Consider the following 26,830-nt stretch of genomic DNA (forward strand, 5'->3'; position numbering starts at 1 on the left):
TGAGAATCCTCGGGCATGGAAGAGAAGAAAACGGCTGTTGTCACAGGTGCTTCGAGAGGGATAGGGAAGGCGGTAGCACTGGCGCTTGCGGGCGCGGGTTACAACCTTTGCCTCAATGCATTCTCTGACAGGGAGGAACTGGGCAGGGTGGCCGGACAGGCCCATCGTGCATCGACTGAAGTTATGTACAGGACAGGGGATATTTCAGATGAGGAATTTGTAAGATCATTTTTCCGGCAGGTGGACGAAAAGTTCGGAGGGACGGACATACTGGTAAACAATGCGGGAATTTACATCCGGAAATCGGTTCTGGAACTGGATCTGCAGGATTGGAAGAAAACGATAGACGTCAATCTTACAGGCGCGTTTCTCTGCTCGAAAGCATCCATTCCGCATATGATCGAGAGGAGATGGGGAAGGATAATCAACATCTCCTCACAGCTTGCGGTAAAGGGATCGAGGCATGGCGCTCATTATGCCGCTTCAAAAGCGGGACTGCTGGGGCTTACGAAGTCCATGGCGATAGAACTGGGGGAATACGGAATTAACGTTAACGCGATTCTCCCGGGGACCATAAGGACAAGAATACTGGAACATTACAGCGAGAAGGAACTGCAGGACATGGCTTCAGCCGTTCCCCTGAAGCGCATCGGAACACCTGAAGATGTCGCAGGTGCGGTCCTTTTCCTTGCCTCTGCGCAAGCCTCGTACATAAGCGGTGCATCAATCAACGTTTCCGGGGGCCTGCTGATCTGCTGAGGCTAAGTCGAGAAATCCACCCTTTTTGACAGCTCGCGCGGGACGTATGGCGGACGCTTCGGATAGCCCGCAGTTCTCGATTCAGCCTCATTCGCGAGTTCGTCAAAGGTCATATCCCTGTTGGCGTCCGTCTGCCTGTCGTATACCTTCAGCACTTCGGACGAAAGCTCCCTGTCTCCGATAACGATGACATAGCCGGCCCATTCCTGTTTGGCTTCCCTGACCTTCTTGGAAATCGTCAGATCCCTGTCGTCTATTCCCGTCCTGAAGCCCAGCCCGGTCAGTCTCTCAGCTATGTCCCGTGACTTCGGAAGGTGCTTTTCGGAGATGGGCAGGATACGGAACTGCTCAGGCGTGAACCAGAGAGGGAGATAGCCGGGCTTGCCTGATTCCGATGCCCTGCCGATAGCACGGTCGAACATGGCATACATGAAGCGTTCGATTGTTCCCACTATTGCAGTGTGAAGTATAATCGGATAGTTTTTCTTTCCGTCCGCGTCAACATATGTTATATTGAAGCGTCTGGCGTTGCCCGTATCTATCTGCACCGTGCCGATTTCCCTGGCTCTTCCCATCTGGTCAAGGAGGTGATATTCAAGATTTACAGTCCAGTAGAAATTTGCACCTTCAGGATAGACATGAACGAGACAGTCCTTCCCCCTTTCATTTAACAGCGCAAGGATGAACTCCCTGTTGTCCTCGAATGCTTTCATGGAAGACACATTTACAAGCATCTCGTAATCTGTGCCGATCTTTCCAATCTCCGCATATATCCTTTCATGTATCCTCCTGAACCACTCATATGCTTCATCCATGTTTCTGCATAAAACGTGCAGATCCGGCATATTGAGCCTGCGCAGTCTGAAGAGAAGCATGGTCTCACCGGACTGCTCGTACCTGTAGGCATCCGCGATCTCGAATGCGGCAACAGGCATCTGCCTGTAGCTGATATTCCACCCGCTCATCATTGAGAACTGCTGGTGGCATGCTGCGTATCGCAGCACATATTCCCTGTTATCCGATTCAAGGGTATACAGGCGATCGCCGAAAAGCTGTGCGTGCTCCCTGACAGCCGGCTCGGCGAGATTGAACATGTTCGTTCCCCTTACTGAGAAAACGGAAAGGCCCAAATCTGTAACAACCTGCCGCGCATAATCCATGCTGATATCAAACATCAGGGCTGCATTGGGATGATATACCTCATGTCCCACGTCGCTCATTCTTTCCCATTCAATGCCGAATTTCCTGCAAAGTTTCAGGTATTCGGGGGAAGAACTGATGCCCACCTGCTCTTTCATTGCCTCCTTCCGGACCATAGACATAAAACACCTGTTGTCTGATCTGTAATCGGCCGGATCAACCCTGCTGCCATCCCTGAGGAGAACGAAATATCTGTCGCTTCCTTTCTTTGCTGCCACCGCATTCCCGGCAACGACAGTGCGGGATAATTCCGATAGCGGATGACCCTTGCATGCGATGGTAAACGACTTGTACCAGCCGAAGGGAGCCCTTGATGATTCATATTTCGCCTCGACCGCCCGCTCAAAGGAGTCCAGTATTTTCACGGCCTCTTCCGGAGGGGCGAGCGATGAAGAAAGATGAGCATACGGATAAATGAGAATTTTAGATGCATTGACCGAGCGAGCGACATCGAAAACCTCTCCGGCCGCCTTGCCTGCAATATCTTCCCCTTTCCCTACGTCTTCACGTTCAACAGCGGTAAAACAGACAAGAAGATCATGGGCATCATACTTTTTTTTGTCGTCACCGATATCCTCAGCGGCCTTCGTCCTGCTCTTTACCTCGTAGCTCATTCTGTCGGCATGTATGAAAAGCAGTTTCAACTCACTCAACCTGCACACGCTAGGATGAGTGTCATTAAAATTCTTTGTATTTCAGGCGTCTGCTTTTCAGCCCCGCCGGATACGGAAGCACTGGAAACATGATCACATTGCATCTGAGATCGCATGGTATCTGAAATGCACGAGGCTAGCGGGCCGCGTGGAAAGAAATTCAGGCGTATCCCCGTCTCCTGCACGTTCTTCGCTGCATCGACTGAACCGTTGCGCCATACAGGTGAACAGGAATGGATCTGCCTGTCAGAGCTCAGCCCCAATGGAAAGAACGGAGGTTATATCCTTGAACCTGTTTCTCAGTGTCACTTCCGTAACGCCGGAAACTGTTGCAATTTCCTCCTGAGTCCTTTTCCTGCCGCAAAGTATAGCGGAAATGTAAATGGCGGCTGCTGCAATCCCCGTAGGACCCTTTCCTACCGTAGACGAGCCTGCCTCCATGTTCTTGAGCAGTTCAAGCGCCTTCGCTTCCACATCCGTTCCAAGGCTGAGTTCGCTGCAGAACCTCGATATATAGTCCTGTGGTGTCGTGGGCAGCAGTGACAGTTTCAGTTCCCTGACGAGTGTCCTGTAATTTCTGCCTATTTCCTTCCTGCCTACGCGGCTGGCACGCGCCACTTCCTCGATGGCCCTCGGAAAATTCAGCTGCCTTGCCGCCGCATATATGGAGGCTGCGACAACGCCTTCAATACTTCTGCCGCGTATAAGATCCCTGGAGGCTGCCTTCCTGTATATTACGGCTGACTCCTCCCTTACGTTCTTTGGCAGCCCCATATTCGAACTTATCCGTTCTATAGAGCCAAGTGCCACCATGAGATTCCTTTCGACCGCATTGGCTGCCCTAAGTCTCTTCTGCCACTTCCTCATCCTGTACAGCTGAGGCTTGTTTCTTGCAGGCACGCTTTTTCCGTATATATCGACGTTCTTCCAGGATATCTCGGTCGACAGTCCCTTGTCATGGACTGTATAGGTGATGGGCGCACCTGTTCGCGCCCTCTTTTCATTCTGCTCTGCATCGAAACCGCGCCATTCCTGGCCCGGATCAATCAGATTCTCGCTGATTACGAGTCCGCAGTCCGCACATACAAGCTCACCCCTTTCATAATCCTCTTCCAGATGCGAACTGTTACACTCGGGACAAAGTTCTATCTCGTCAACCTCTATCTTTTGTTTTGCTTTGTTAACCGCGGTCATTGTATCACATTCCTTCAGGCAGTGTACGGTGGGAATGCTAACCGCTTTGTGGAATTTTCGCTCACTGGAATACAGGCCTCCTGGCCAATCCCGTGAAACCTCCGATCCTTTTTACGACCACCATATTCTGTCTTTTTCTGATGTTTGTAGGTTTTGAAACTATATAATATTTTTGTGATTTAAGAATACTAAAAGTTTAAAAATATAATTAATAGCACGCGACAACAATTTGTGTCATACTCGCTTTAGTAATGGTGGCAGTCGAAAAAACCGTGCGAAAAACCGTGCATCACAGGTCCTGTAGACAGTACTGGCGATAATGTTAACTCTAAATCGCCCGTTCACGCAGTCGGTGAAAGCATGCGGGTCTTCATAGCGGTGGATGTTGAAGACAGGAGCTCATTCGGACTCCTTCTCAACAATCCGTTTTTCGGTTCCAGATGTGTCAGGAGGGTTCGGCCGGCAAACCTGCATTACACGCTCGCATTCATCGGTGAAATTGAGGACTCCGTAATACAGTCAATTTCAGACATGCTTGACAGTATCTGCAGATCACACGGTTCATTCGATGTCACTTATTCCGGCCTGGGCATATTCGGCACGACGGAAAGACCCAGGGTTCTGTGGTCCGGCGTTGCGGATATGGGGGAAAATGCGGCAATAGGCAGCGAAATAGCATCCTCACTTGCCCGGATGGAAGTTGGATTTGACAGCCGGGACCTGAAACCACATGTCACTCTTGCAAGGTTCTCATGCGTCCCCGACAGGGAAGCGCTGCAATTGCTTCTTTCGGAGTACGGAGGGAAGGAATTTGTTAGAGAACGGGTGAGAAAGATATCGATTAAAAGGAGCGTGCCCGGGAAGTACGGAGCGGAGTACGAAACACTGCATGAGTCGTTTCTTGGATTATGAATATTGGCGGCAGTTAGAGATTCTTCGCAAACTGATCCCATTCCACCGTGTTCTTTATTCCCTTCTTCTGAAGCATTTTGCTCAATCTTTCGGTAACCCGGACAATTTCGGTGCTGGAGGAGTTTCCGGAAATATACATTTCCTTTCTGCCTATGGGAAACAGCAGACGCATCCTTCCCTTTCTGTTGTAACCTTCGGGTTTCCTGTTCGCCCGCAAATCCGTCATGTTTATTTCGATGAACATGGAGAGTATTTCCTTCTCCTCCGGCATCTGATCACTCTCCTGAAGGAAAACAGTCATAAGTTCAGGAAAGATGTCCTTCAGCTGCCTGTATCTGAAGCCTGAACTGAATATTATGTGCCCTGTTTCTGCTTTCACGGTCACTCCTATCGAAGATCTGGATATAATCCCTTCGTAATCCGCTGCAACCTGCGGCAGCGGTAAAATTCAAACACGGTAACTGCCGGGCGCGATTTCGGCACCCAAATTCCTCCCGAACTCTGGTGCAGAAAATGAAGGTTTTTCCGGCAGATAAAATGCACATATGTGTACAATGACTCATCCTCATGTGCAATCGACAGTTTAAAATACCCGTCAGCGAAATGCTTCGGTGCCTATAAAGACAAATTCAAACTGGAACAGAGGGCGGGATTTGTCAATGCAGGGAAAGTGTTTCCGTCAGTTCATCGATATGATTGAACTGCCGGATTGAACAAGCCGTTTGCGGTTGGAAATGAAAAGCAGCATGGAAGTGTAAGCCTGATGACCATAAATCGGACCGATTGCATGCGAAAAATACCCCTGCCTGACACGGACGCCGGGTGGCGGTTCCGATGAAGATCGCAATGTTCACCGACTCCTACTACCCCACGGTAGACGGAGTGGTCAACTCGGTTTCCATAGTGTCCAGGGAGCTTGAGAAAATAGGACACGAAGTGATGATTTTCGCACCTGAATCGGCAGATGGACAGAAGGTTGACGACATTACAAGAGGTGGGACTTTTCTGTTCAAGTCGTTCAAATTCAGGCATTATCCGCAGTACAGGACTGCATTTCTTCCTTCAAAGAAAACCAGGATGGTGAGGGAACTTGGTGTGGACATCATACACACCCATGGAATCACGACAGTGGGCCTGAAGGGCCTGAGGGCAGCAAAACAGTTTGATGTCCCGGTTGCGACCACATACCATACAATGGTCCATGAGGCAATGAATTACTACAAACCCGTTCCGGTCCCAACAAGCATTATTGTCAATCTTGCGGTCCGTTACATGCGCTTCTTCCTGACAAAGGCAAATGCCGTCGTTGCGCCGACCAGATCGATCCTGGAGGAGCTCGTCAAGATCGCCCCGAGGATGCCGTATGCTACCGTAATACCGACGGGCGTGGACACCAGGCGTTTCTATCCGTCAATGAAGGGGGACAACGTCAGAGAACGGTATGGCATCGGTGATAATCCCCTGCTGCTTTATGTCGGAAGGGTTGCTTACGAAAAGAATATAGACTCCATAATCAGGAATATACCCGGCATCAGGGACAGGAATCTGAAAATGCTGATAGTCGGCGAGGGGCCGGCACGAAGGGAACTTGAATTGCTCGTGCGTTCACTTAATCTGCAGGACAGGGTGATATTCACCGGTTTCGTTCCTGACGACGAGCTGATCGACTACTACTCGGCTGCGGATGCCTTTGTTTCCGCCTCCAAATTCGAAACGCAGGGAATTTCAATGCTCGAGGCAATGTCATGCGGCAAGCCCGTGGTCAGCATAAATTTCAGGGCATCGGCTGATTTCATAGTCAGCGGTGTCAACGGTTTCCTCTATGACGATGACAGGGGCAATATGGCCGAAACCATCATGAAGGCGATTCATGCGGATCCCCACATCTCCAGAAACGCGAGAAGAACTGCAGAAATATACTCAAAGGAGAACTGCGCAAGATCGCTGAGTCAGCTGTATTCGAAACTGGTTAGAATGGATCTGTCCAGGTGATCCGCACGATCACCGTCGGGCAGTTTGTTTATGCCTTTTTCAGGCCGTACGGAGAATCAGGCCTTCTGCTCGCTCTGTTCGTCATATTCTATCTCGATGCCACATTCTTTCCCACACTGCCCGAGCTGTTCACCGTTATAATATTCCTGGCCATGCCGAAACCGGAGTTCGGCCTGCTTATGCTGGTCACAATCAGCATTGCAGAATTTTCCGGTATTACCAGTCTCTATTTTATCGTGAAATATTACGATCTTCCTAACTGGATAAAAAACAAGATGGTTTCATATTCGAAACTGTTTATCGTGAAAGATGAAAAGGTCATTCTGCTCAACCGCATTGCCCCGGTAATACCGTTTCTCGGTGCATTCATAGCGACATGCAGGTGGCCCTACGCAAAGAGCATATTTTACAATTTTCTGGGTGGATTGAGCAAGTATCTTCTGATAATACTGCTCGCCACGCTGCTCCTGAGCGTATTTTCCAACCAGCTGGAGGCTGAGCTCATAACACTTGCTGCAATCGGCACAGTCATAGGAATAAGCGCATACCTATCGTCAAGGGAGAGAAAAAAACTCGGAGTGAAGGCTGGGTTCTGAGTTGAAGATCGTTGAACTGAATCCTTTTTTCCTGCCATATGACGGTGGAATCGAAAAAAGGATTGCAGCGATTGCCTACAGACTGTCGAAAAGGCATGAAGTCACGGTAATAACATCAAAGCTGCCTGGCACGCCGGACAAGGAACAGATTGCTGGCGCAAATGTGATACGATTGCCAAGCAGGTTCTTCGGAAACTACAATCCGCCATGGGTTATTAGCCGGGACGTGGAGAAAACGCTGATTGAAACCGGAGCCGATGTCGTCGATTATCACTACCGCTGGTCTCCGTCCTACAATCGTGCCTTCTTCAGATATGGCGGAAACAGGGTTGTAACATTCCATAATCAGTTCGGCGAAGGAACAGGTATGCTCGGGTTTGCCAGCAGAATCAACGACTCCCTGTATATCAGGAGAGCGGGGATGCTCCCTATAATGACCATTTCGGATTTTGTCAGGAGACAGTTGCTTGCAAGGGGGTGCAGGGAGAGCAGCGTTGAAGTGGTTTACAACGGAATAGATATGCCGGAATCAGAAACGACGGATGAAGGTTTCGCCCTGTTTATCGGCAGACTCGTCTCCACCAAGGGCGTGGATAGAGCGGTTAAGGCATGCATGAGAAGCGGCGTCCCGCTGAAAGTGGCAGGAACCGGCCCTCTGATGAAAAAGCTGCGAAGCGTGGCAGGCGGCAGCGGGACTGTTGAATTCCTTGGACATGTGAGCGAGGCGGAAAAGGAAAGACTGCTGTCGTCATGCTCTTTTTTCATACTCCCTTCGGTTCAGGAGGCGTTCGGTATAGCCGCGCTGGAGGCAATGGCTCATGGAAAGGCTGTAGTGGCATCGAATACCGGAGGACTGGCGGAAGTAATAGGAGAGACGGGAATCCTGGTGGACTGCGGCAGCGAAATCGGGCTGTCGGATGCCGTGTCTGATTTGTGGAAGAATGAGGAAAGGAGACGGGAGATGGGTGCAATGGCCCTACAGCGAGCCAGGCAGTTTTCCTGGGATTCCTCTGTCAGGAATGTGGAGAAGTTCTACCTCCGCGCCGTTGAACGTTGAACGTTCCGGAGAAACGAGCGAATAGGATGGCGTTCCGGCGCTCTTTGAAGTGTTGGGATTGTATATGTACGTCACAGTGACGGTAAAAATCAGCGTTCTGCCGACGACCGGTCTGTTGAAATTCAGTGTAGCCGTACCGTTTGAGTTCAGCGACCACACCGTGAAAGTGTCTGCTGTTTCGTTCCTTCCTCCGGCGTTCTTTACCATTGAAATGGGGATTTCGTTGTAAAGGGTTATTCTGCCGGTTCCATTGTTTGCCGAGCTGTCAACCGATATAACCTTGACGGGCCATCCGGCATAACCCGGCTGGACAGTCGAATTGTAGGTGTAGGGGTAAATGGTCTGACCCTGATAGGGCAGGTAATCATATGTAACCGTCCCGCTGACGTTATAGACTACACTGTCTTTCCAGTGCCAGAAGGGATCGGTGAAGCTCACTCCCGGATTCGGCTCCTGTCCGAATGTGTTCGAAAAAACAGTACTGTTCATCGTATGGACAATGGTAATATTCTGGTATATCGGCAGATACAACAGGAGAGAGGCATTCAGCGCGCCGTAGCCTTCCGAAGGAGGGATCACAAGTGTCCTTGTCTCGTTGACGTGCATTCCTATTATGCCCTGATCCATGCCCTTTATGACCTGTCCTGTCCCGACGTTACTGACGTTCAGTGGCGTGTAGGCGGAAGCATTACCTCGCCACTGAAAACCCGGACCCTTGACATAGGAGCCGTTGTTTATCGCTACGGAATGGATGGATGTGTCAAAAACCTGACCGTTCGTATACTGGCCAATATAGTTGAGCAGCACGCTGTCGCCATTCTGCACAGTAAGCTGCCTGACAGCCTTAGACGAAGTGAAATACTGATATCCGGAATATCCGACAAGCGCAAGGCCGATAAGCAGCAGCACGACTACTGTCGCGCCGGCTTTTGAAATCCTCCGTACCCTGCCGGATGTGTCGTTCATGGCGGACCTTTTAAATTCATCATGCTAATAAAGCTTCTCTGCAATCCCTTCCGGGCGTGCAGGCAGCAGGGGTGCGAATCGGTTTGAAAGAATTGTTTTCATCGGTCAGCAGCATATTCGATGCCGGCGAAGAGGGCAGGACATACAGGTTGCGCGGCTGGATATACAGGACTCGCAGCAGCGGATCTATCGTATTCGTCGTAGTGAGGGATGCTACCGGCATAATTCAGTGCACGGTTAAAAAGTCGGAGCTTCCCGAAGCAGATTTTCAGAATGCAACACGGGCACTGATCGAGTCCTCGGTTGAAGCCGAAGGCGTACTGAGGAAGGATAAAAGGGCGCCGGGGGGTTATGAGCTGGTTGCAAGATCGTTTAAGGTTGTTTCATTTTCGGAACCGTTCCCGATAACCGAGAACCAGAGCGAGCCGTTTCTGCTCGACAACAGACATCTCTGGATAAGATCAAGGGAACAGATCGCCATAATGAAAGTGAAGGAGGAGGTTTTGCGTTCGGCGAGGGAATGGTTTCATGAAAACAGATTCACAGAGGTGACGCCGCCGATACTCACAACTAATGCCTGCGAGGGGGGAACCACACTTTTTTCACTGAAATATTTCGATGAAAATGCATACCTCAGCCAGAGTGCGCAGATGTACCTTGAGGCCATAACCTTCAGCCTGGAAAGGGTTTTTGCGGTAACGCCTTCATTCAGGGCGGAGAAATCGAGAACGCCGAGACATCTGACAGAATACTGGCATCTCGAGGGAGAGGAGGCATGGGTCAGAAACGATGAAAACATGGATATACAGGAGGAACTGGTCTCATACATCGTCCAGAATGCCGTTGCAAGGAAAAGGGAGGAGCTTGAACTGCTGAAAAGAGATACGGCGGACCTCCTTCTTGTCAGGCCGCCGTTCGCAAGGATTACCTATGCAAAGGCAATAGAAATACTGCGGGATAAGGGAATGAAAGCAGAATGGGGGGACGACTTCGGGACAGAGGAAGAGAGAAAGCTGACTGAGGACAGCAGAATACCTGTATTCATAACAAATTTTCCGAAGGAGGTCAAAGCTTTCTATATGAAGGAGGACGAAGAGGATCCAAGAACATACAGATGCGCAGATCTTATCGCGCCCGGCGGATTCGGCGAAATTATAGGGGGCAGCGAAAGAGAGACCGACGTGAAAAAGATGCTGGAGAGAATGAACGCGCAGTCCATACCGCTCGAACCCTACCGGTGGTATCTGGATTTGAGAAAGTACGGTTCGGTACCGCATTCAGGTTTCGGACTTGGTGTCGAAAGGATCGTGAGATGGATTTGCGGACTTGAACATATAAGGGATGCTGTTCCGTTTCCCCGTACTCCTTCCAGAATCTATCCGTAAGTATGCTCTATCGCCTTACGAAGGGCGGCTTTACTATTTCCGCAGGTATGCTTTTCCCCCTGGTATCGATTGAAACAGCTGTTCCGACAGGCGGCGGGGGTTTCGCATAGCCCATGGCGACCGGAGCTGAGAGTACAGGCGAAAAACCTCCGCTTGTTATCTGACCGGAGCCGCCTTCGAATGTGAACCTGTCCCCATGCCGTGGAATCGATTTGCCTCTGACGAGAAGGCAGGTCAGACGGCTGTAACCGCCCGCATTCTTCTGCTCCAGGAGAGCTTCCCTGCCTATGAAATCATGATCCCACTTGACGACCCAGCTGTATCCGGTCTCAAGCGTAGTCTGGGAGCCGTCAAAATCCGTTCCGGAGAGCAGATATCCCTTCTCAAGTCTGAGCGAGTCCCTGGCACCAAGACCTGCAGGACGCATCCCGGTTGCCGCACCCTGGGCAAGTATACCGTTCCAGAGTTTCGGTCCATCGCGGTCTGAAGTGAACAATTCAAAACCGTCTTCGCCGGTGTAGCCGGTCCTTGACACATAAAATCCGGACGAACCGACTGCTTTCTCGAAGCCGCCTGTCCAGTTGTCCGAAAAGGCGCCATGAAAAGAGGGAAGGGAACGGGCGGAGGGCATGAACCTGGACACAGATTCGACTGCGCGCGGTCCCTGAACGGCAATGCAGCATACACTGCTGCTCAGATTCAACACATCGCAGTCCGCATTCCTGGATACCCAGCTGAAGACTTCGTCTGTTTTCGAGGCATTGGGAACGATGAGGAATTCCTCTTCGCCCGTACGGGTTGCGATCGTATCATCGATTATCCTGCCCCGTTCATTCAGAAAGTGCGTGTAAACGCATGAGCCGACGGGCATGCCCCTGATACTGTTGGTTGAAAGTGCATCCAGGCTCGCCTCACTCCTCCTCCCGGACAATATGAGCTCGCCCATGTGCGAAACATCGAAAATGCCCGCACTGTTTCTGACAGCCATATGCTCATTCAGGATTGAGGTGTAGTAAAGAGGCATTTCCCATCCCGCGAAGTCGACGATGTGAGCATTAAGTGCCGCATGTTCAGGGTATAACGGGGTTCTTTTCAGTTTACCTTCAGCCGCGCGATTCGTTTCATTTCACCTGCCTGTGTTTTCCGGACAGCATTTCCTCGAGTCTGCCTGCCATTATGTCTGCCGGTATATCAAGGAGGGTTATCATACCCGACGAACCCGATGCGCTCCCCCTCCTGGTCCTGAGATCGATTAGGCCTGCTCCGGCAAGCTCCCTGACATGGGAATAGAACTGGGTGTGAGCCCTGTATTTTTCCCCATGCTCCTCGCATGCAATCCTGTATGCTTTCTCCACCTCTGTTGTTTCCGCATAAGCCTTGTTTCTCAGTATCCTGGAGGTTGCCAGCAGGACGAGCATCTGCTGCCGGCCCAGGCCCGAAATACGCTCCTCCGTAACATAAGAGTAGGTTGCCGCCTTTGCCGCCCTTACATCCTCTATCCCTATATGGCTGGAACCATTTTCATTTGCCAGCATCCCTGACTTCTCCAGGAGTTCGATTGCGAACCGGGCATCACCCCATTCACTCGCTATCTCGGATATCAGCCCGAGGACCTCATCGTCTGCAGCGCCGTTGACAAGCGCCATTTCGGATCGTGCCTCAAGTATGTCGAAAAGCTGTTCCCGCGTATACTTGCCGAATTCTATTACGTTTGTGCGCTTGAAGGTTGAGAGGGAGGACATGTCGAGAAAATCGAAGACATAGCGCTGTGAAATGAGTATTATCGATACCCTGTTTCTTAACGTGTCCGACTCCTCCGACAGCCTTGAGAGGAAATAAACAAGGTCGCTCGCTCCGCTCCTGAAGAGCGCATCCACTTCGTCAAGAATGAAAATACAGTGGGACTGCCTCTTTTCGATATGCTTCCTGAGAACCTTTCTGAGTTCCTGAGACGAAAAGCCGCGGTCCGGAAAATTCGGATCGAAGTAATTTATCATCTTGAGAAGCGTCGCGACTTCGCTGTTTCTCTGTCTGCAGTTTACAACGGTCCACTCAATCTTCCTGCCTGCCCTGGCTGCGCTCAGTGAGAGCTGGGAGCAGAAACTCTTGGAGGTGACAGTCTTGCCTGTGCCAATGGAACCGACCAGCAGTGCATTCTGGCTGAATTGCTCCTCGATCAGCGGAGCGAACATCACACCGAGCTTTCGCTGCTGCTCCTCCCTGTGCGGCAGCCTGTCGGGAACGTAATCGAATGACAGCTTGCTGATATCCTTGAAAACACCCGTGGGCATTCTTTCAACCGCATGTTAAGTGGTGCGGTATTATTATCTTTTCAATTTCCGCCGGGTGGCGGTTCCTGCCTGATTGGTTTGCACCGGGATTTCTGCCTTTCCGGCCGCATGCCGCAAATGTCAGGCATCAGACCTCGTGCTGCGGCCATCACCGAAATATTTTGACATTACCACGGATATATCCTCAGACAGGCCGATGAGCGATTTGAGCTCGGCGGCGGAGAAGGAAGGCTGCCTGTCCCTGTAGACGACAAGGACACCAAGAACCTCGCCTCGGACAATCAGCGGAGTGGCCATCAATGTTTCGAAAGGCTGCTTTTCGGTTCCCTCGAGCTGAACCGCGTAGTTGTCCAGGGAGGCATCGGCAACGAGCATCGGCTTCATCGTGCGGAATACCACACCGGTGATTCCCTTCCACGCATCGACTTCGGTCCCGACAAGATTTTCGCTTTTGCCGGTTCTGTAGAACTCGCCAACCACTATGTTCTTGCTTCTCGTGCCGTCATGCTTCCACAGCAGGCCCACGTCGGCATTACATATCTCCACCACTTTCGGAATGATCTCGCTGACTACCTCGACTTCAGATTTTCGTTTGACAAAACTGTCCACTATCAGATGCATAATCTCCAGATGCCTGAGCTGGCTGTTCAGCCCCTCCACGAGGAGCAGTTTATCCATTGCGGCAGAGGCAATTCTTGAAAGCCTGTTCATCCTGTCGATGTCAGGAGTCGAAAAACTGTTTTCGTCTGTTTTGCAGTAAGCCGCGACAACAATATTATTCTGCGAGGAAAGCCTGACAAGCAGCATCTGCGAAATGGAGAGTCTGGAACTCCATTCCTCCTCCATTTTTACCCTCTCGACGATCCTTGCCTCATAAGGCGATTCGTCAAACTGCATTCCAATGATGCCGCCGTCATATACGACGGAACTTATTTCCACTGAAGCGTCAGTCGTATTGATGACCCTCTTGATGCCGTTTATATCCGATACAAGCAGAACACCGGAGGCTTTCAGTAACTGTTTTGTCCGGGTACATATCTCATCAAGCAGGCCGGCTGTATTATCGCAGGAATACAGGGCTATTTCTGCATCCTGAAGCATGTCGAAGTCATCGAGCAGTCTCGACTTCAGTTCTTTTTCATTAACGTACTTGAAGGTAAAAGCCAGGATCTGCGAAAGCTTCTCCAGAATCCTGAGATGATACGGCCGGTAACTGCCCTCGAATGTATTAAGCACGCTGATATGCCCCCGGTACTTTATGTCAATCATAACGGGGACTGTCGCGATGCGCTCAATGCCGTATGCCTCGAGATGCGCTGCGCTGCGGTCTCTGTCCTGCGCATAATCGTTGACTATTTCCGGAACGCCGTTTCTGAGAACCCGCCCGGATACGCCTGTGGACGTTCTGGAAGCAAGCGACGGCACGCGCTGGACACCATACGAACCTGATACTGCCTCAACATCCCTCTCCATGTCCTGTATGACGGCGATTGCAGAAGGAGAATTTGTCACATAGGCGGCGGTTTCGGCTATCTTTGCGGTTACCGCCTGAAGACCTTCCGATCGGGAGATAAAGTCAAGCACATTGCCTATTCCTTCGACTGCAACCTTTTCAGATTTCATTGACAATTCTGCATCGAGAAGCGAAACTTTCAGATTTGCGGCAATTGAACTGTTTGCAATCTGCCTGAACCGGACAGGTGAAATTTCTGCACCTTCTTCATCCCGGAAAATAATAAAACCGCGAATCGCCTTGTTTGAATCCTTAAGCACCATTACGTAATTCGAGCAATTCCCGTCCTTCTCAAACAGGTGGGAAAAGTTATCAGTGAACGCGCTGTTCCCAAGCTCATGGATGAACATGTTCACTTTCCTGGAAGAGCTGATTAAAAGCTCCAGAAACGCCTTTGTAAAGACAATCCTGTCCCCGTTCCCGCTGTCAATTCTCTCGAACCGTTCGCCATCCTCGGCATAAACGGCGGACAGGACGCCCATTTCCCTCATAAATTCGTTCAACCGGGTGAGTGTTTCACGGATCGAACGCGAACTGCCCAAAGAAATCAGGGATGCTGACAGACTGGTCATCCCCCTTTCCAGATCGTTGATGCCTGCAGCCAGTGATTTCTCATCAATTCTTAAAGAAAATGTTCTGAACAATGCACCGAACATATTGTGGAACCGGTGCCAGAGCAGGGCTTCGACTTCTGAGATCAGCGGTGTCTTAACCGTTGCCAGGACGGTCCATCTGTTCCCCCTGTTGTCGGTGAAGGAAAATGCCAGTTTGGTGAAATTACCGCGGACAAACTGAAGGCCAAGAGTGGAGGAGGCTTCGTAACATGCCGCCGCCTCGTTAGGAGGCAGGCGTATCTCTTCGCTTCGGCCGGACGGAATCGTCTCATCTATATTTGTCCGTATATCACCTTCTGGAAGGAGGCGGTATTCTTCAAAATATCCTCCGGATACAAACAAGTCCATAATCAGGCTTATGACGCTCCCTGTATCCGTTATCCCGCCCTCGATTGCTGCGGATATACCCCTGTCAAACAGTTCTATCACATCTTCCGAAATTGAATATGCCTGCCTCGACTTGTCGAACATCGAGAAGGCAATTGTGTATGCATTTCTGGCGATTTCCTCCACATAGAGTTCTATTTCGGAATGATTTTGCAGAACGACGGCGAAGCGGCCCTGCTTGGACAAAATCGGTATAATGCTGCAATGCAGTTCGGTACCGTCAGCGCTGTTTCCTGACAAAGTTCTTCCCACGCACTGGCTCGAGACTGCATCCTGTATCTCGTTCCCGAAGGCCGACAGTCTGACCGGCAGTCCATATGACCAGACATTGAAGAGTCCGTCAGGAAACGATGCATACAGGGCAATTCCGTCAAGTGAATATTTACTGCAAAATTCCTCACCAAGTCTGAGGAGAGCAGACTTGGTTGAGGAGGAAGCCGTAAGCTCGGACACAATTCCAATGAGTTCATCCCTCATAACGGATGAACTCCTTGCGTCGCATATTTCGCTGAAGAAGTTTCTGGCGATTGAAGCAATGCCTTCCAGGTACCTGACCGGCTGGCTGATTCCCGAATCTGCGGGATTAAGACATTCCAGGAGTATTGCATATTTCATTTCCCCGGCTGTCGCCACCGGCAGTGCACATGACATGGTTGCGCCGGTTTCAACGCAGTATACGGTACCTGCAGCAACACATTTTCTGGCAGCTGAAACGGCTTCATCAGGCATAATAGCTGAGCCGGGCTTACCGTTCACATCGATTCGGTCAAAAAGATCGGGTGATGAACTGTAAAACCGGAACAGTGATGCAGATTTTGCACCCGAAAGGATCATCAGCTGCCCGGAGAGCCCTGTAAGAAGTTCCTCAGCGATCCCCTTCATGACGGAGTTGCTGTGGAGATACCGGCCTTTTGCTGAGGAAACTGACATTGTTTTTCACTTGCCAGAATTGAATATAATAATTGCCATGCAATTCACATCGTCGCAACTTCACCCGGCAGGATATAAACCGGGTGGACTCCGGGAGAGCACGGCCCGATTTACGTTCATTTTGTCAACATATATAGTCGCAGACAGCATGGAGCCCGAAGAATACATGAAAGCCGCCGGTCTGATAATCGGGTATGAGTGTCTTTTCGACTGCAGTACTGACCAGCTGAAGCTGCCTGCTGCAGTCCTGGGCGACATATACAGTCTGCTGAAAATGGAGGGCGTCCATGTGGATGAGGAGAGGTTGTCCTATCTTTTCGATTTCCATCTGGATGAAAGGATGAAAAGAATACAGAATTCCTTTGCGGAGACGGCAGTTTCGGATGTTGCGGGCAGGGTGCTCGAAGACATTGAGATAGACGATGTTTCGCTGACAAACAGGATCGTGAATATTGTTGCGGAACATTATCTGAGTCATTCCGCAGTCCGGCCGGAGGCGAGGAGCTTTCTTGAAAAAATGAGGAAGGATATGAAGATAGGCCTTGTATGCAATTCCCCGCTTGGAATTCCGCATACAAGATTGTCTGTTCAGATAAGGGATGCGGAAATTTCAGCCTGTTTTGATGACATGCAGTTCTCATCAGAAATGGGCATGTGCAGACCTCATGCAAGGCAATTCCGCTTTGCGCTGAGCAACCTGGGCCTGAGCGGGGAGGAATGCATGGCGATTACAGCGATAAAGGGAGATATCGATACACTCAGAAAACTTTCTTTTGCACGCGTATACTATCTCGGAGAAGGAAACAGCGGAGGACAGCAGGTATTCGGAACAGAGGTGCTGGAACATATCCGGGCGGATGTTTAAATCACTCCCATTCAATTGTTGCGGGAGGCTTGTTGGTTATGTCAAACACCACCCGTGTGACATCGCTTCCCAGCGTATTGGTGATCCTGGTGGATATGTTCTCGAGCACCTCATGCGGAATGTCCGAAAAGCGGGCGGTCATCGCATCTGTTGATCTCACCGCCCTCACGACTACCGTTTCACCGTAGGCCCTCTCATCCCCCTGCACCCCCACGCTCCTGACCGGAAGGAGCACCGCGAAGTACTGCCACGGAAGTTCGCCGATCATGCCTTCCGAGTGCGCCTTTTCCAGTTCTTCTTCAACAATGGCACACGCTTCCCGCTCGATATTTACCCTGTGGGTGTTTATAGGTCCCAGTATCCTTACCGCCAATCCGGGACCCGGAAACGGCTGCCTGTCGACAGACCCTATCCCCAGGCACCGCGCGACAGAGCGCACCTCATCCTTGTACAGATCGCGCAGCGGTTCTACCAGCCTGAGCCTCATGCCTTCAGGAAGACCTCCCACATTATGGTGCGACTTGATCCTGTCTCTCAGCGAATCGCCGCTTTCTATCCAGTCGGGAGCAATTGTTCCCTGCACCAGCCATTCGGCGCCAAAAAGCTTTGCCTCTTCCTCAAAAATTTCTATAAATTTCCTGCCTATTATCTGCCTTTTCATTTCAGGATCTGTCACGTTCTCGAGCAGCTTCAGAAACTTTCCTTCCGCATTTACAATCTTGAAGTTCAATTCCAGACTGTAAAAGAGGGTAGTGACATTCTCGGTTTCCCCTTTCCTCATGAAACCGGTGTCAACATAGATGCACAGAAGCCTTTCTCCTATAGCCCTGTTTGTGAGAACAGCGGCCACTGTGCTGTCGATTCCACCTGAAAGCGCGATAACAGCCCTGCCCTTTATTTCCCCGCTCAGTTTTGTTATCTGGCTTTCGATGAAATCCTCTGCATTCATCCGCTAACAACCTTTTCCTCCATTGGAGGACGGAGTTTAAATATTAAGCGATGCGGGCAAACAGAGGCTAAACGGCTGTACACCGTCGTTCCTATGTCTTCATTATGGCAAAGAGGAAAACAAGTACAGCGATCACTGCACCTATAATGGCGGCGATGATGCTCAGAAATGCTCCCCAAATGACCAGGCCAAGTCCCGGCTGCGTATAGCTGTACTGCTGCGCAAGTGAAAGCCAGACAACTGCAACAATGATTCCCACTACCAGAAGGACGGCACCGACAGCCCTGCTTTTTCCGGTGCCGAAATAGGAAGTGAAAGCACCCGCAAGCACCATGAAGATGCTGAATGTCAGGAGCATCACTGTCACGAAATTTCCGAGATTCTGTGCAGGTACAGCATCCGAAACCGCCAGGGCAGACAGAATTGAAACTGAATACATAGTTTATCGACCTCGTATCGCCTCAGTCTTTAAAACTTTATGCCAGTGAGTGTTTTCGTGTCTATAACGCCCTGTATTGCCCTTATCTTGTCCACTACAACCTGACCCAGCGTGTTGAAGTCCTCTGCCTCGATTTTGGCGATGAGATCATATTCGCCAAAGAGAGGGTGAAGTTCGACTATCTCCTTAACCTTCAGAAGTTCGTTATAGACTTCGTGTTCCTTCGCCGGCGCGGTGCTGATAAGGACAAAACCGATGGCCATAAAGTATACTCCTGTAGGTAAATGGTCTTTTATTTAAAAGATTATGTTTTGCAGCACGTACCGGGTTTGAATGAAGACTGTAGTCTGCGGGCACATCATAAACCTCATATCAGGAACAACCGGCAATGCTGTAAAACTGAGTAAAATGCGGATGCACAGGTTTCCTTCACAGGAGGCGGGAGTTGTATATGCCGGCTTGAGAAAGCGTTGGGGATACGTGCAGACCCGGCCCATAGCTGCCGATGCAGCCACCGGCGGAAAACATTTCATCCAGTGTACCGGATTGTGCGCCCGTTTTATGAACAACCTGCCCTATGACGGATGGGAATCGGATGAGCAATGAGAATTTTTCAGAATCGTGCGGGAAGTTAATGTGGAAATTCCCGATCACCACTCTCGAAGGATTTCAGGCAAATCCGGTGGAAAATACAGGCGGCAGCATAATCTGGGGAGAGAACCTGTCTGTTATGCGGTCGCTGCCATCCGGATTTATTGATTTGATATACGCGGATCCGCCCTTCTTCAGCAGGAAGGAATACAGAAAGCTGGAGGGCGGAATCTTAAGGGATGTTTTTTCCGACAGATGGGGTGCCGGTGTGGATGAATACATATCATGGCTGAAACCGAGAGTTGAGGAGATGAGGAGACTTCTTTCGGAAACAGGTTCCATCTACATGCATGTAGACTGGCATGCCGTCCATTACGTGAAAGTAATGATGGACGCATTACTGGGATACAGGAATTTTATCAATGAAATTATCTGGCACTATCACGATCCCGGCGGAACTGTCCGGGACCGGTTCAAGAAGAAGCATGATACTATACTTTTTTATGCGAAAAATGCCGAAAGACACAAATTCAATCTCGACGCCGTCAGGACACGTTACAGTACCGGCACACTTTACCAGGCAAGGAGGAGGGATATCTCGTTCGGAAGGCCTACAAGGGTCAATGAGCTCGGCAAAGTTCCCGAAGATGTCTGGGAAATACCGATAATCAACAGCCAGGCCAGAGAAAGAACAGGTTTTCCGACGCAGAAACCCGAGGCATTGCTTGAGAAAATTGTAAAGGCTTCGTCATCGGAAGGAGACATTGTGGCGGATTTCTTTTCAGGCAGCGGAACGACCGCCGCAGTCGCGGAAAGACTCGGAAGGAGATGGATAGCTTCCGACATCTCTCCGGTTTCCATCCAGGCAATTTCGACCAGACTCTCGGGATTGAGTAAAGTTGAATCGGATCGGATGACAGGAGACAGGGAAGCCCGGATACTGTCGTGCGGCATAATCAGAAACAGCAGCCGTGAGGAAACTGTCTCGCGGCTCAGGGAGATAGCCGGTGTGATTGCAGCCGATTTCTTTTCGGTCATAATGCCGTCGAATCTGCTCGACGAAGGAGAAACCAGTACCGGTGACGAATGGGATGAAATAAGTGAACTGATGGAAGGGGGAGGCAGAAATAAATGGGTAATATGCAATGGATTTGATGAGAAAAGGGTAGTGGCCGAACGATTCTGTCCTGACGACTGCTGCATCCTGATCAGCACGGTTAATCCCCACAGCGACATGCTGCTCGGCACTGACAAATTCGTCAGATTGAATGTCCCCCCGGAAATCGGTATAGTGAAAGATCCGCGGGAAAACGGGACGATACGCGTATTTGCCAGGTCGAGGGATAACAGCAGGCTTGAGAGTGTCAGGTTTTTTGATGCCAGCGGTGGCGATATTCCTCTGCAGATGAGCACAGGCCGCGATGGCGTCGAGTTCGCGGTCCGGCAGGAAAGAGCGGAAAACTGCAATCCGGAAAGATGTTTTGTGAGGGATACCAACGGAAGCATGGCGTTGATGATTTTTCACTGAACAGAATCAGGTTCGGGTATCCGGACGGAGAATTCAGCCGTATTCATCCTTCCACCTGAGCAGGAGATTTTCCCAGCTTACCGACTGCGATATACCGCCCTTGCCAGAAAGGGACATGGCCGCCATTGTGTTTCCTATCTGCACGGCGCTGATCATGTCTTTCTTCCTGTAGAGAGCAGCATAGAAACCCGCCCTGAATGCGTCTCCTGCGCCTATTGTGTCAACCAGCTGTTCAACAGACGCAGCCCTGACGACATGAGATGAATCTGACGTGATTACATATGTGCCCTTCCTGCCCGCTGTTTTCAGCACGGTACGGCAGTAATCAGCCAGTTCATTCTCATTTTTCAGCGACATGAGCTTCACAGCGGTCCTGATTTCCTTCTCGTTGCTGAAAAAAATATTGCAGCCCGAAAGGAGCTCCCTGAATATGCCCGGTGCGTACCTGTAACTGATCTCCTGCCCCGGATCGAAATTGTAATCCGTCCCTGCAACAGCCCGTCTGTATCGCCGGGGATCGCCTGTTGCAACATGAACTACCGAGCTGTCTGCGACTGCATGCTCCCAAAGCGGCAGTTCGGATGTGCTGTCCATCGCTCCCTGTTCAATGACATACGACTGCTCTCTGCCGTCATCGAATATGTGGCACCTCGGTGTTCTGTCGCTCCTGCATACAATTGCATCATATGTGTCGACTGCATTTTCATTGAGCAGGCTTGAGAACGATGCATCAAAATCTTCGCCAAGATAGCATCCCAGCGCTGTCGGGACGCCCAGCCGTGCCGAATGCACTGCGATATTCCCGGCGGTGCCCCCGAACTGAATTTCCACAGATTCTGCATTAATCGACCTTCCCGGGGAAGGAAGCCTGGGAACCCTGTAGATAATGTCCATGTTGACATGCCCCAGCACGCCCAGGTAATTCTTCCTCCTCCGCCTTTTCCCGAGTCTTGACCACTCTTTCATGTTCCCATTGTCCAGGAGGAAAGGTAGTTCTTCTGAACTTCAGTGAGTGAATCTATGCCGATGCCGAGTGCACGCAGCTTCATACGTGCAAGTTCCGCATCGACCTCCCTCGGCAGGACATGAACACCCGGCTCCATCCTGCCTCTGTTTTCTGCCAGAAACTCCGCGCCCCTTGCCTGCAGTGAAAAGCTCAGATCCATTATTTCAGCGGGATGCCCCTGTCCTGCTACGAGATTGACCAGGCGGCCATCGGCGAGCAGATTGATCTTTTTCCCGTTTTCAAGCGTATGCTCTTCCACATATTCCCTGACCTGCTTTCCGCTGCTCTTCTTTCGAAGCGCTTCAACATCTATCTCCAAGTTGAAGTGGCCCGCATTGGAAAGAATGCAGCCGCTTTTTGCCTTCAGCATGTGATCGTATGTCACCACATCCCTGCAGCCGGTGGCTGTAATGACGAAGTCGGCATTTGCGATGGCCCTGTCCATGCTGGAAACCTCGAAACCGTCCATGTTTGCCTCAACTGCCTTGACGGGATCAATCTCCGTGACGGTAACAATTGCGCCCATACCGCGTGCTCTCTGGGCTATGCCTCTTCCGCACCAGCCGTATCCGGCAACGACTGTCCTTTTGCCTGCAAGAAGGAGGTTGGTTGCATTCATTATGCCGTCAAAAGATGACTGCCCTGTTCCATACCTGTTGTCAAAGAGATATTTCATGTACGAATCGTTGACTGCGAGAACAGGAAAACGCAGTTTTCCTTCATTTGCCATCGCCTTGAGCCTGACGACGCCTGTTGTCGTCTCCTCATTCCCTCCGATGATTTTTCCAAGCAGTTCCTTTCTTCCCGTATGCACCATCGCTATCAAATCCGCTCCGTCATCAATGAGTATATCTGGTCTAATGTCCAGCACGGAGTTCAGATTGGAATAATACTCTTCACCGGTTTCACCCTTTCTGGCATGCGTTTCGAGACCGAAATGCCCGTTCAGGGCTAAAGACACAGAATCGTCCGTGGACAGCGGATTGCAGCTGGCAAGCCTTACTTCAGCACCGGCCTCTCTAAGCGCCAGGGCAAGGCATGCAGTTTTAGCTTCGACATGAAGGGCCATCGCGATCTTCAGACCTTTAAGCATACCCCTTTCTGCTATTCGCCTGGAAGTCAGAGAAAGGACGTCCATATGCGTTTTAGCCCATTCGATCCGCCTGATTCCCTTCTCGAGAATATCCTTATCCGTTGAACCACCAGAACCGGGCATGTATTGAAGAGCGTTATTATTTTAATTGCTACTGAAGCAGAATAACGGCACTTAGAACTGAAGAGGAAAAATCAGGATATCTTCTGGAATATCTCCGAAATCTCCCGTTCGATTATGGAAGTGAATTCGCGGGTAACATCCTCCTTCATGTCAGGCGGTATCATCTCAAGGCCAATTCTTGCAGCTATCTTACCCAGGCGCATCATGGCATACCCCTCCTTTATTCTGGCTTCAATAAGATCCTCAACAGCGATCTTTATCTGTTCCTTCAATGCCGGATCTTTCTCGATCCTCGACATTATCCTTTTTTTTATTTCGTCCTTGACGATATCCTGCATCGCCTGGACGAAAACACTCTCGGTGTCCATCAGCTTAAATGATTCGCGTGTGAGTTTGGTGACTATATCTTCAGGCATCCTGATGCGCTCTCCCTGCCAGGTAACATGGATGTATTGCACTATATTATGATAAGTCTTTAGTTTTCGCAGTGCTGCAAAGGAACAGCGCCTGCATCCATCCACCTTTCCCCTGCCGTACTACCTATCACAATATGAGCACAAAGAACTTAATCTAATAACGCAAATGGCAGCCGGTAATGAGTGAAAAAGATTATTCCGGGATCGATATTGCCGTGATTGATAACGGGGGGCAGTGGACGCACAGGGAATACAGGGTTATCAGGGATCTTGGCGCAGTGGTCAAAATCGTCCCGAACACTGCCGATTTTTCACAGATTGCAAATGCAGACGGAATAGTCCTTAGCGGTGGTTCCCCCAGCGTCGGTCTTCAGCCGGAGAGAATGGGCAACGCAGGCAAATTCGTAGACTTGTTCCCTGGGCCAGTAATGGGCATCTGTGTAGGTCATCATTTTCTTGCCCACCATCTCGGCGGAAAGGTGGGACGCGGTCTGAGCGCCGAATACGGAAGGGCACGACTTGAGGTAATAGAGAACAGGGGGATACTTGCAGGGTTGCCGCCTTCATTTACTGTTTGGGAGTCGCACAAGGATGAGGTAAAAGCACTGCCGCCGGGTTTCGTTTCCCTGGCAAGGACGGGTGTGTGTGAGATAGAGGCGATGATGTCTGCAGACAGGCAGATATTCGGTGTTCAGTTCCATCCTGAGGTCGAAGATACTGAAAACGGATTGCAGATATTCATCAACTTCCTTGAGGAAGTATCAAAATGGAAATCAGCAGGGAACTAATTGATGTACTCTCAGAAACAATCGAGAGAAGAAGAAAGGATGAAACGTTTGAGAGGACGCTTGGAAAAGTCCTGAGGCGAAGGAAACTGCCGTTTTCCGCATACATTGACCTTATGTCTTTTCTCAGAAGCGAGATGCAAAAGGGACTGACCGCTGACGACGCGGCAAGGAGTCTATGCTCAGAATATGCCGAAAAGAAATAGTATCAGAATGAGCGCAGCCATTATTCCGGCAGCAGCAAACATGTAACGGAGAATTTTCGTGTCGCTGCCAAAGATTATAGGCACGGGGCCGATAAATATCACGCCTCCCAACCTTCCGGTTCTCCGCGGAGTTACCTCATTTCCCGAAAACTCTTCCTGATCGGGAGGTTGTACCGTGGATACATTCTGATGCTTGAAAAAATCACTGGTTTCGCTGTTCCTGTATTCGGGAAATGCCATGAGCAGGGGAAGCAGCGCAACAAAAGCGGCGAATATCAGGATTACTGCAATTACCGCAAATGGACCGCTGCCGTAAATTACAGGAAATATAAAAACCACCGCCAGACCCAGTTGCCCTGTCAGGACGCCCGCAATCATGGTAATCGCTGCGGCGGTAAAGAGAAGGACAAACAACGTCAAAGGCAGCCATCTATTCAACAGGCAACCTCCGTTCCAGTAATGCCTTTCGACTGGAATTCCCTGAGAACAAGAACTTCTTCATGATTGGGCCCACCCTCATGTTTCATCTTCAGCACATTTGGCTCCGAGTGCAGCGACTGTCCTGAATATCCGATCCCAGTGCGAACCCTGCCAGTATATTTTACCACATCGTACGCATTTGTAGAATACTTCATGTCTTGAAGCTATCCCTGCTCCAGTCTCCGCGGATGCCTCGGCAGGAGTTATTACGGACAGAGTGCTGTTGCAGAGGGTGCATCTGACAGTTTTTATATGAGGTGTGACGCCCAGCGTATTCATCACTGTTATCAACTGGTCCTCTATTTCGATACCGGGAATGTAGATTGCCCGAATCTTTCTGTTTGCGGAAAGTTCTCTGTCTCTTGTGAGGAGTATTCTTGATTCCTCTGCAGCCCTCCGCGCTATCTCCACGTCTCGTGTGTCGTCCGCATATTCAGTATCAAAACCCAGTATCCTGAGCCAGCGCGCCAGCTTGCCCAGCATCCTGTCGGCAAGGAACCGTGGCTCCGCACTTTCACTGTTCATGCTTTCACTGTTCATGTCAGCCTGACCGGAATTATTCATGCCGCCCAGCCGGTGATCGGTTGACCACTAAAAGAATGTTCAGTCCTGAGTTCAAAGGGGGCGGTATTCGGCGAGATAGCCTGTGCCGAGCTTTGTGAGTCGGATGAGCCTTAACCTTTCCAGCATTTTTCCTCCCTTAAAGCCGGTGCCGTCTGCGATTGTGGGTGAGGTCCGTCCCCCGATGACAACCGGCGAGGTGTATATCATGAGCGTATCGACAAGATGAAACGAGATAAAGCTGAATATCAGTTCTCCTCCGCCTTCAACCAGAAGCGACCTGATTCCCATCCTGTAAAGTATTGACAGAGCTCTGACAATATCAACACGCTCCTTTCCGCAGCTTATGACTTCAGCAGCCGCAGATTTCATGTGCGTGCCCACGGCGGTGAAAATAATTGTTTTGGCATTGCCGTCGAAAATTTTCGCTTCGGCAGGAGTGCGTCCCCTGGAGTCGAATACAACTCTGACAGGACGTTTTCCCGACCTTACGCCACGAACTGTAAGCGAAGGATTGTCCGATATAACAGTGTTTACACCAACTGCAATGGCGTCGTGCGCCGCCCGAAGCTTCATAACTCTTTTCATATCCTCTCTGCCCGAAAGCGTAAGATGCGTTCTGCCGGGAGAGGAGATTTTCCCGTCAATTGAGGCTGCACAATTAATCGTGACTTCCGGTCTGTGCATTGCTAACCAGACAGGACCAATGAACACCACACATTAAATGTTTCAGTCGCGGCTGCACCGGTTGTGGGGTCGTACAGATTTGCCCTTCCGTAATCTTTATTCCCTTCTTACATGCCGGTTCTCCATAAACACCATGTTGCGTCTGATGTGGCCACAGCTGTCCTCTGCTGCGGCCTGGAAACTATGTTATGTATGTCAGTGAGCCGAGATGCGCTTTGATGCCGTGCTGCAGTCTCACAAGTGCAGCAAATATCTTTCCGATGAAAGTGAAGTGGCATGAGCGTTCGAACCACTTCCTGCCGCGCCTGTATGGTATGGCGTCCATGGATGTTGTGGATTTGGTCACCGCCACCATACCCTCGGTCCTGCCGCTTCGCTCGTTGCAGATGCGAGCATGGCCGTCCGGGTCTGTTTCCGCCACGGCCATGACACTGTTGCGGAAGTATGAGCCCACGGCCTCATACTCGCCCCGGTTGTACAGAAAGATGAGCATATCCGTGATTGCTGCGCCTGTTTTGAAGCAGGCATCGTCATGGTATTTCTGATAGAGGCGCCTTATCTCATGCTCCTCTCCAGCAGTATTGTGCCTCCAGTCCCTCTCAATCCTGTACTGGAGGCGTATGCCGTTTATGCCCGAATGTGCAATGTTCCT

General features: G+C 50.5%; 28 protein-coding genes. 11 read left to right on the top strand and 17 right to left on the bottom strand.

The window, feature by feature from the left end; genetic code table 11:
- Positions 1-15: 15 nt before the first annotated feature.
- A complete protein-coding gene (locus KIS29_03370) occupies positions 16-759 on the top strand; it encodes an SDR family oxidoreductase (GenBank protein ID MBX8639360.1) in 744 nt (247 codons plus the stop codon).
- A gap of 2 nt (positions 760-761) precedes the next feature.
- Here KIS29_03370 and KIS29_03375 read toward each other — a convergent pair whose 3' ends face one another.
- Both KIS29_03375 and KIS29_03380 read right to left on the bottom strand, forming a co-directional pair.
- The gene (locus KIS29_03375; protein MBX8639361.1) at positions 762-2,612 is read right to left on the bottom strand and encodes a hypothetical protein; all 1,851 of its coding nucleotides are present in this window, start codon (positions 2,610-2,612) and stop codon (positions 762-764) included.
- 246 nt (positions 2,613-2,858) lie between these two features.
- The gene (locus KIS29_03380) at positions 2,859-3,806 is read right to left on the bottom strand and encodes a transcription initiation factor IIB (protein ID MBX8639362.1); all 948 of its coding nucleotides are present in this window, start codon (positions 3,804-3,806) and stop codon (positions 2,859-2,861) included.
- A 360-nt stretch (positions 3,807-4,166) separates the two neighbouring features.
- Between KIS29_03380 and thpR the strand changes: the two genes are divergently transcribed.
- Positions 4,167-4,718 (top strand): RNA 2',3'-cyclic phosphodiesterase, encoded by a 552-nt coding sequence (gene thpR, locus KIS29_03385; GenBank protein MBX8639363.1) that lies wholly within the window; start codon positions 4,167-4,169, stop codon positions 4,716-4,718.
- 13 nt (positions 4,719-4,731) lie between these two features.
- Here thpR and KIS29_03390 read toward each other — a convergent pair whose 3' ends face one another.
- Entirely contained in the window at positions 4,732-5,097 is a 366-nt protein-coding gene (locus KIS29_03390) for a hypothetical protein (protein MBX8639364.1), read from the bottom strand.
- A 455-nt stretch (positions 5,098-5,552) separates the two neighbouring features.
- Here KIS29_03390 and KIS29_03395 point away from each other — a divergent pair, with 455 nt between their 5' ends.
- The 3 genes from KIS29_03395 to KIS29_03405 are packed head-to-tail and all read left to right on the top strand — an operon-like array spanning position 5,553 to position 8,363.
- Entirely contained in the window at positions 5,553-6,710 is a 1,158-nt protein-coding gene (locus tag KIS29_03395) for a glycosyltransferase (protein MBX8639365.1), read from the top strand.
- Positions 6,707-7,306 carry a hypothetical protein gene (locus KIS29_03400; protein ID MBX8639366.1) on the top strand — a complete coding sequence of 200 codons (600 nt, stop codon included), beginning with the start codon at positions 6,707-6,709 and terminating at the stop codon, positions 7,304-7,306. The genes KIS29_03395 and KIS29_03400 overlap by 4 nt, the downstream gene beginning before the upstream one ends.
- 1 nt (position 7,307) lies before the next feature.
- Positions 7,308-8,363, top strand: coding sequence for a glycosyltransferase family 4 protein (locus KIS29_03405; protein ID MBX8639367.1), 1,056 nt, complete (start codon positions 7,308-7,310; stop codon positions 8,361-8,363).
- Here the strand turns inward: KIS29_03405 and KIS29_03410 are convergent.
- Positions 8,283-9,329: an FKBP-type peptidyl-prolyl cis-trans isomerase gene (locus KIS29_03410; protein ID MBX8639368.1), complete on the bottom strand. Its 1,047-nt coding sequence runs from the start codon at positions 9,327-9,329 to the stop codon at positions 8,283-8,285. The genes KIS29_03405 and KIS29_03410 overlap by 81 nt on opposite strands.
- Before the next feature lie 92 nt (positions 9,330-9,421).
- On the opposite strand from KIS29_03410, the gene asnS reads away from it, so the two are divergent.
- Positions 9,422-10,714 carry an asparagine--tRNA ligase gene (gene asnS / locus KIS29_03415; protein MBX8639369.1) on the top strand — a complete coding sequence of 431 codons (1,293 nt, stop codon included), beginning with the start codon at positions 9,422-9,424 and terminating at the stop codon, positions 10,712-10,714.
- Between the two features lie 7 nt (positions 10,715-10,721).
- Here the strand turns inward: asnS and gcvT are convergent, their stop codons facing one another.
- The 3 genes from gcvT to KIS29_03430 all read right to left on the bottom strand — a co-directional run bounded on the left by gcvT (position 10,722) and on the right by KIS29_03430 (position 16,449).
- Entirely contained in the window at positions 10,722-11,810 is a 1,089-nt protein-coding gene (gene gcvT / locus KIS29_03420) for a glycine cleavage system aminomethyltransferase GcvT (protein ID MBX8639370.1), read from the bottom strand.
- Between the two features lie 25 nt (positions 11,811-11,835).
- A complete protein-coding gene (locus KIS29_03425) occupies positions 11,836-13,005 on the bottom strand; it encodes an AAA family ATPase (GenBank protein MBX8639371.1) in 1,170 nt (389 codons plus the stop codon).
- A 120-nt stretch (positions 13,006-13,125) separates the two neighbouring features.
- On the bottom strand, positions 13,126-16,449 hold the full coding sequence (locus tag KIS29_03430; protein ID MBX8639372.1) for a GAF domain-containing protein: 3,324 nt from the start codon (positions 16,447-16,449) through the stop codon (positions 13,126-13,128).
- 148 nt (positions 16,450-16,597) lie between these two features.
- Between KIS29_03430 and KIS29_03435 the strand changes: the two genes are divergently transcribed.
- Complete coding sequence (locus KIS29_03435) at positions 16,598-17,314, top strand: HAD hydrolase-like protein (protein MBX8639373.1); 717 nt, start codon at positions 16,598-16,600, stop codon at positions 17,312-17,314.
- A gap of 1 nt (position 17,315) precedes the next feature.
- On the opposite strand, the gene guaA is transcribed toward KIS29_03435, so the two are convergent.
- The 3 genes from guaA to KIS29_03450 all read right to left on the bottom strand — a co-directional run bounded on the left by guaA (position 17,316) and on the right by KIS29_03450 (position 18,965).
- A complete protein-coding gene (gene guaA, locus KIS29_03440; GenBank protein ID MBX8639374.1) occupies positions 17,316-18,263 on the bottom strand; it encodes a glutamine-hydrolyzing GMP synthase in 948 nt (315 codons plus the stop codon).
- A 91-nt stretch (positions 18,264-18,354) separates the two neighbouring features.
- On the bottom strand, positions 18,355-18,621 hold the full coding sequence (locus KIS29_03445) for a hypothetical protein (protein ID MBX8639375.1): 267 nt from the start codon (positions 18,619-18,621) through the stop codon (positions 18,355-18,357).
- A gap of 110 nt (positions 18,622-18,731) precedes the next feature.
- A complete protein-coding gene (locus KIS29_03450; GenBank protein MBX8639376.1) occupies positions 18,732-18,965 on the bottom strand; it encodes an Lrp/AsnC family transcriptional regulator in 234 nt (77 codons plus the stop codon).
- 70 nt (positions 18,966-19,035) lie between these two features.
- On the opposite strand from KIS29_03450, the gene KIS29_03455 reads away from it, so the two are divergent.
- Positions 19,036-19,308 carry a hypothetical protein gene (locus KIS29_03455; GenBank protein ID MBX8639377.1) on the top strand — a complete coding sequence of 91 codons (273 nt, stop codon included), beginning with the start codon at positions 19,036-19,038 and terminating at the stop codon, positions 19,306-19,308.
- Entirely contained in the window at positions 19,298-20,821 is a 1,524-nt protein-coding gene (locus KIS29_03460) for a hypothetical protein (protein ID MBX8639378.1), read from the top strand. The genes KIS29_03455 and KIS29_03460 overlap by 11 nt, the downstream gene beginning before the upstream one ends.
- Positions 20,822-20,854: 33 nt before the next feature.
- Here KIS29_03460 and KIS29_03465 read toward each other — a convergent pair whose 3' ends face one another.
- The 3 genes from KIS29_03465 to KIS29_03475 all read right to left on the bottom strand — a co-directional run bounded on the left by KIS29_03465 (position 20,855) and on the right by KIS29_03475 (position 23,459).
- Positions 20,855-21,787 (bottom strand): hypothetical protein, encoded by a 933-nt coding sequence (locus KIS29_03465; protein ID MBX8639379.1) that lies wholly within the window; start codon positions 21,785-21,787, stop codon positions 20,855-20,857.
- Entirely contained in the window at positions 21,784-23,043 is a 1,260-nt protein-coding gene (locus tag KIS29_03470; protein ID MBX8639380.1) for an adenosylhomocysteinase, read from the bottom strand. Before KIS29_03470 ends, KIS29_03465 begins: the two co-directional genes overlap by 4 nt.
- 71 nt (positions 23,044-23,114) lie before the next feature.
- A complete protein-coding gene (locus KIS29_03475) occupies positions 23,115-23,459 on the bottom strand; it encodes a hypothetical protein (GenBank protein ID MBX8639381.1) in 345 nt (114 codons plus the stop codon).
- 179 nt (positions 23,460-23,638) lie between these two features.
- On the opposite strand from KIS29_03475, the gene KIS29_03480 reads away from it, so the two are divergent.
- Positions 23,639-24,247: a GMP synthase subunit A gene (locus tag KIS29_03480; protein ID MBX8639382.1), complete on the top strand. Its 609-nt coding sequence runs from the start codon at positions 23,639-23,641 to the stop codon at positions 24,245-24,247.
- Positions 24,226-24,450 carry a hypothetical protein gene (locus KIS29_03485; GenBank protein ID MBX8639383.1) on the top strand — a complete coding sequence of 75 codons (225 nt, stop codon included), beginning with the start codon at positions 24,226-24,228 and terminating at the stop codon, positions 24,448-24,450. Before KIS29_03480 ends, KIS29_03485 begins: the two co-directional genes overlap by 22 nt.
- Here KIS29_03485 and KIS29_03490 read toward each other — a convergent pair.
- From KIS29_03490 to KIS29_03505, 4 genes are all read right to left on the bottom strand, one after another.
- Positions 24,427-24,888 carry a DUF131 domain-containing protein gene (locus KIS29_03490; protein MBX8639384.1) on the bottom strand — a complete coding sequence of 154 codons (462 nt, stop codon included), beginning with the start codon at positions 24,886-24,888 and terminating at the stop codon, positions 24,427-24,429. The two genes, KIS29_03485 and KIS29_03490, sit on opposite strands and share 24 nt — an antisense overlap.
- Positions 24,889-24,966: 78 nt before the next feature.
- Positions 24,967-25,494: a hypothetical protein gene (locus tag KIS29_03495; protein ID MBX8639385.1), complete on the bottom strand. Its 528-nt coding sequence runs from the start codon at positions 25,492-25,494 to the stop codon at positions 24,967-24,969.
- Positions 25,495-25,545: 51 nt separating this feature from the next.
- Complete coding sequence (locus KIS29_03500; GenBank protein MBX8639386.1) at positions 25,546-26,178, bottom strand: 2,5-diamino-6-(ribosylamino)-4(3H)-pyrimidinone 5'-phosphate reductase; 633 nt, start codon at positions 26,176-26,178, stop codon at positions 25,546-25,548.
- A gap of 181 nt (positions 26,179-26,359) precedes the next feature.
- Positions 26,360-26,830 (bottom strand): hypothetical protein (locus KIS29_03505; protein MBX8639387.1); only part of this gene is annotated, 471 nt, incomplete at its 5' end.

Source organism: Candidatus Sysuiplasma jiujiangense, assembly GCA_019721075.1.
GTDB classification, from domain to species: Archaea; Thermoplasmatota; Thermoplasmata; order Sysuiplasmatales; family Sysuiplasmataceae; genus Sysuiplasma; species Sysuiplasma jiujiangense.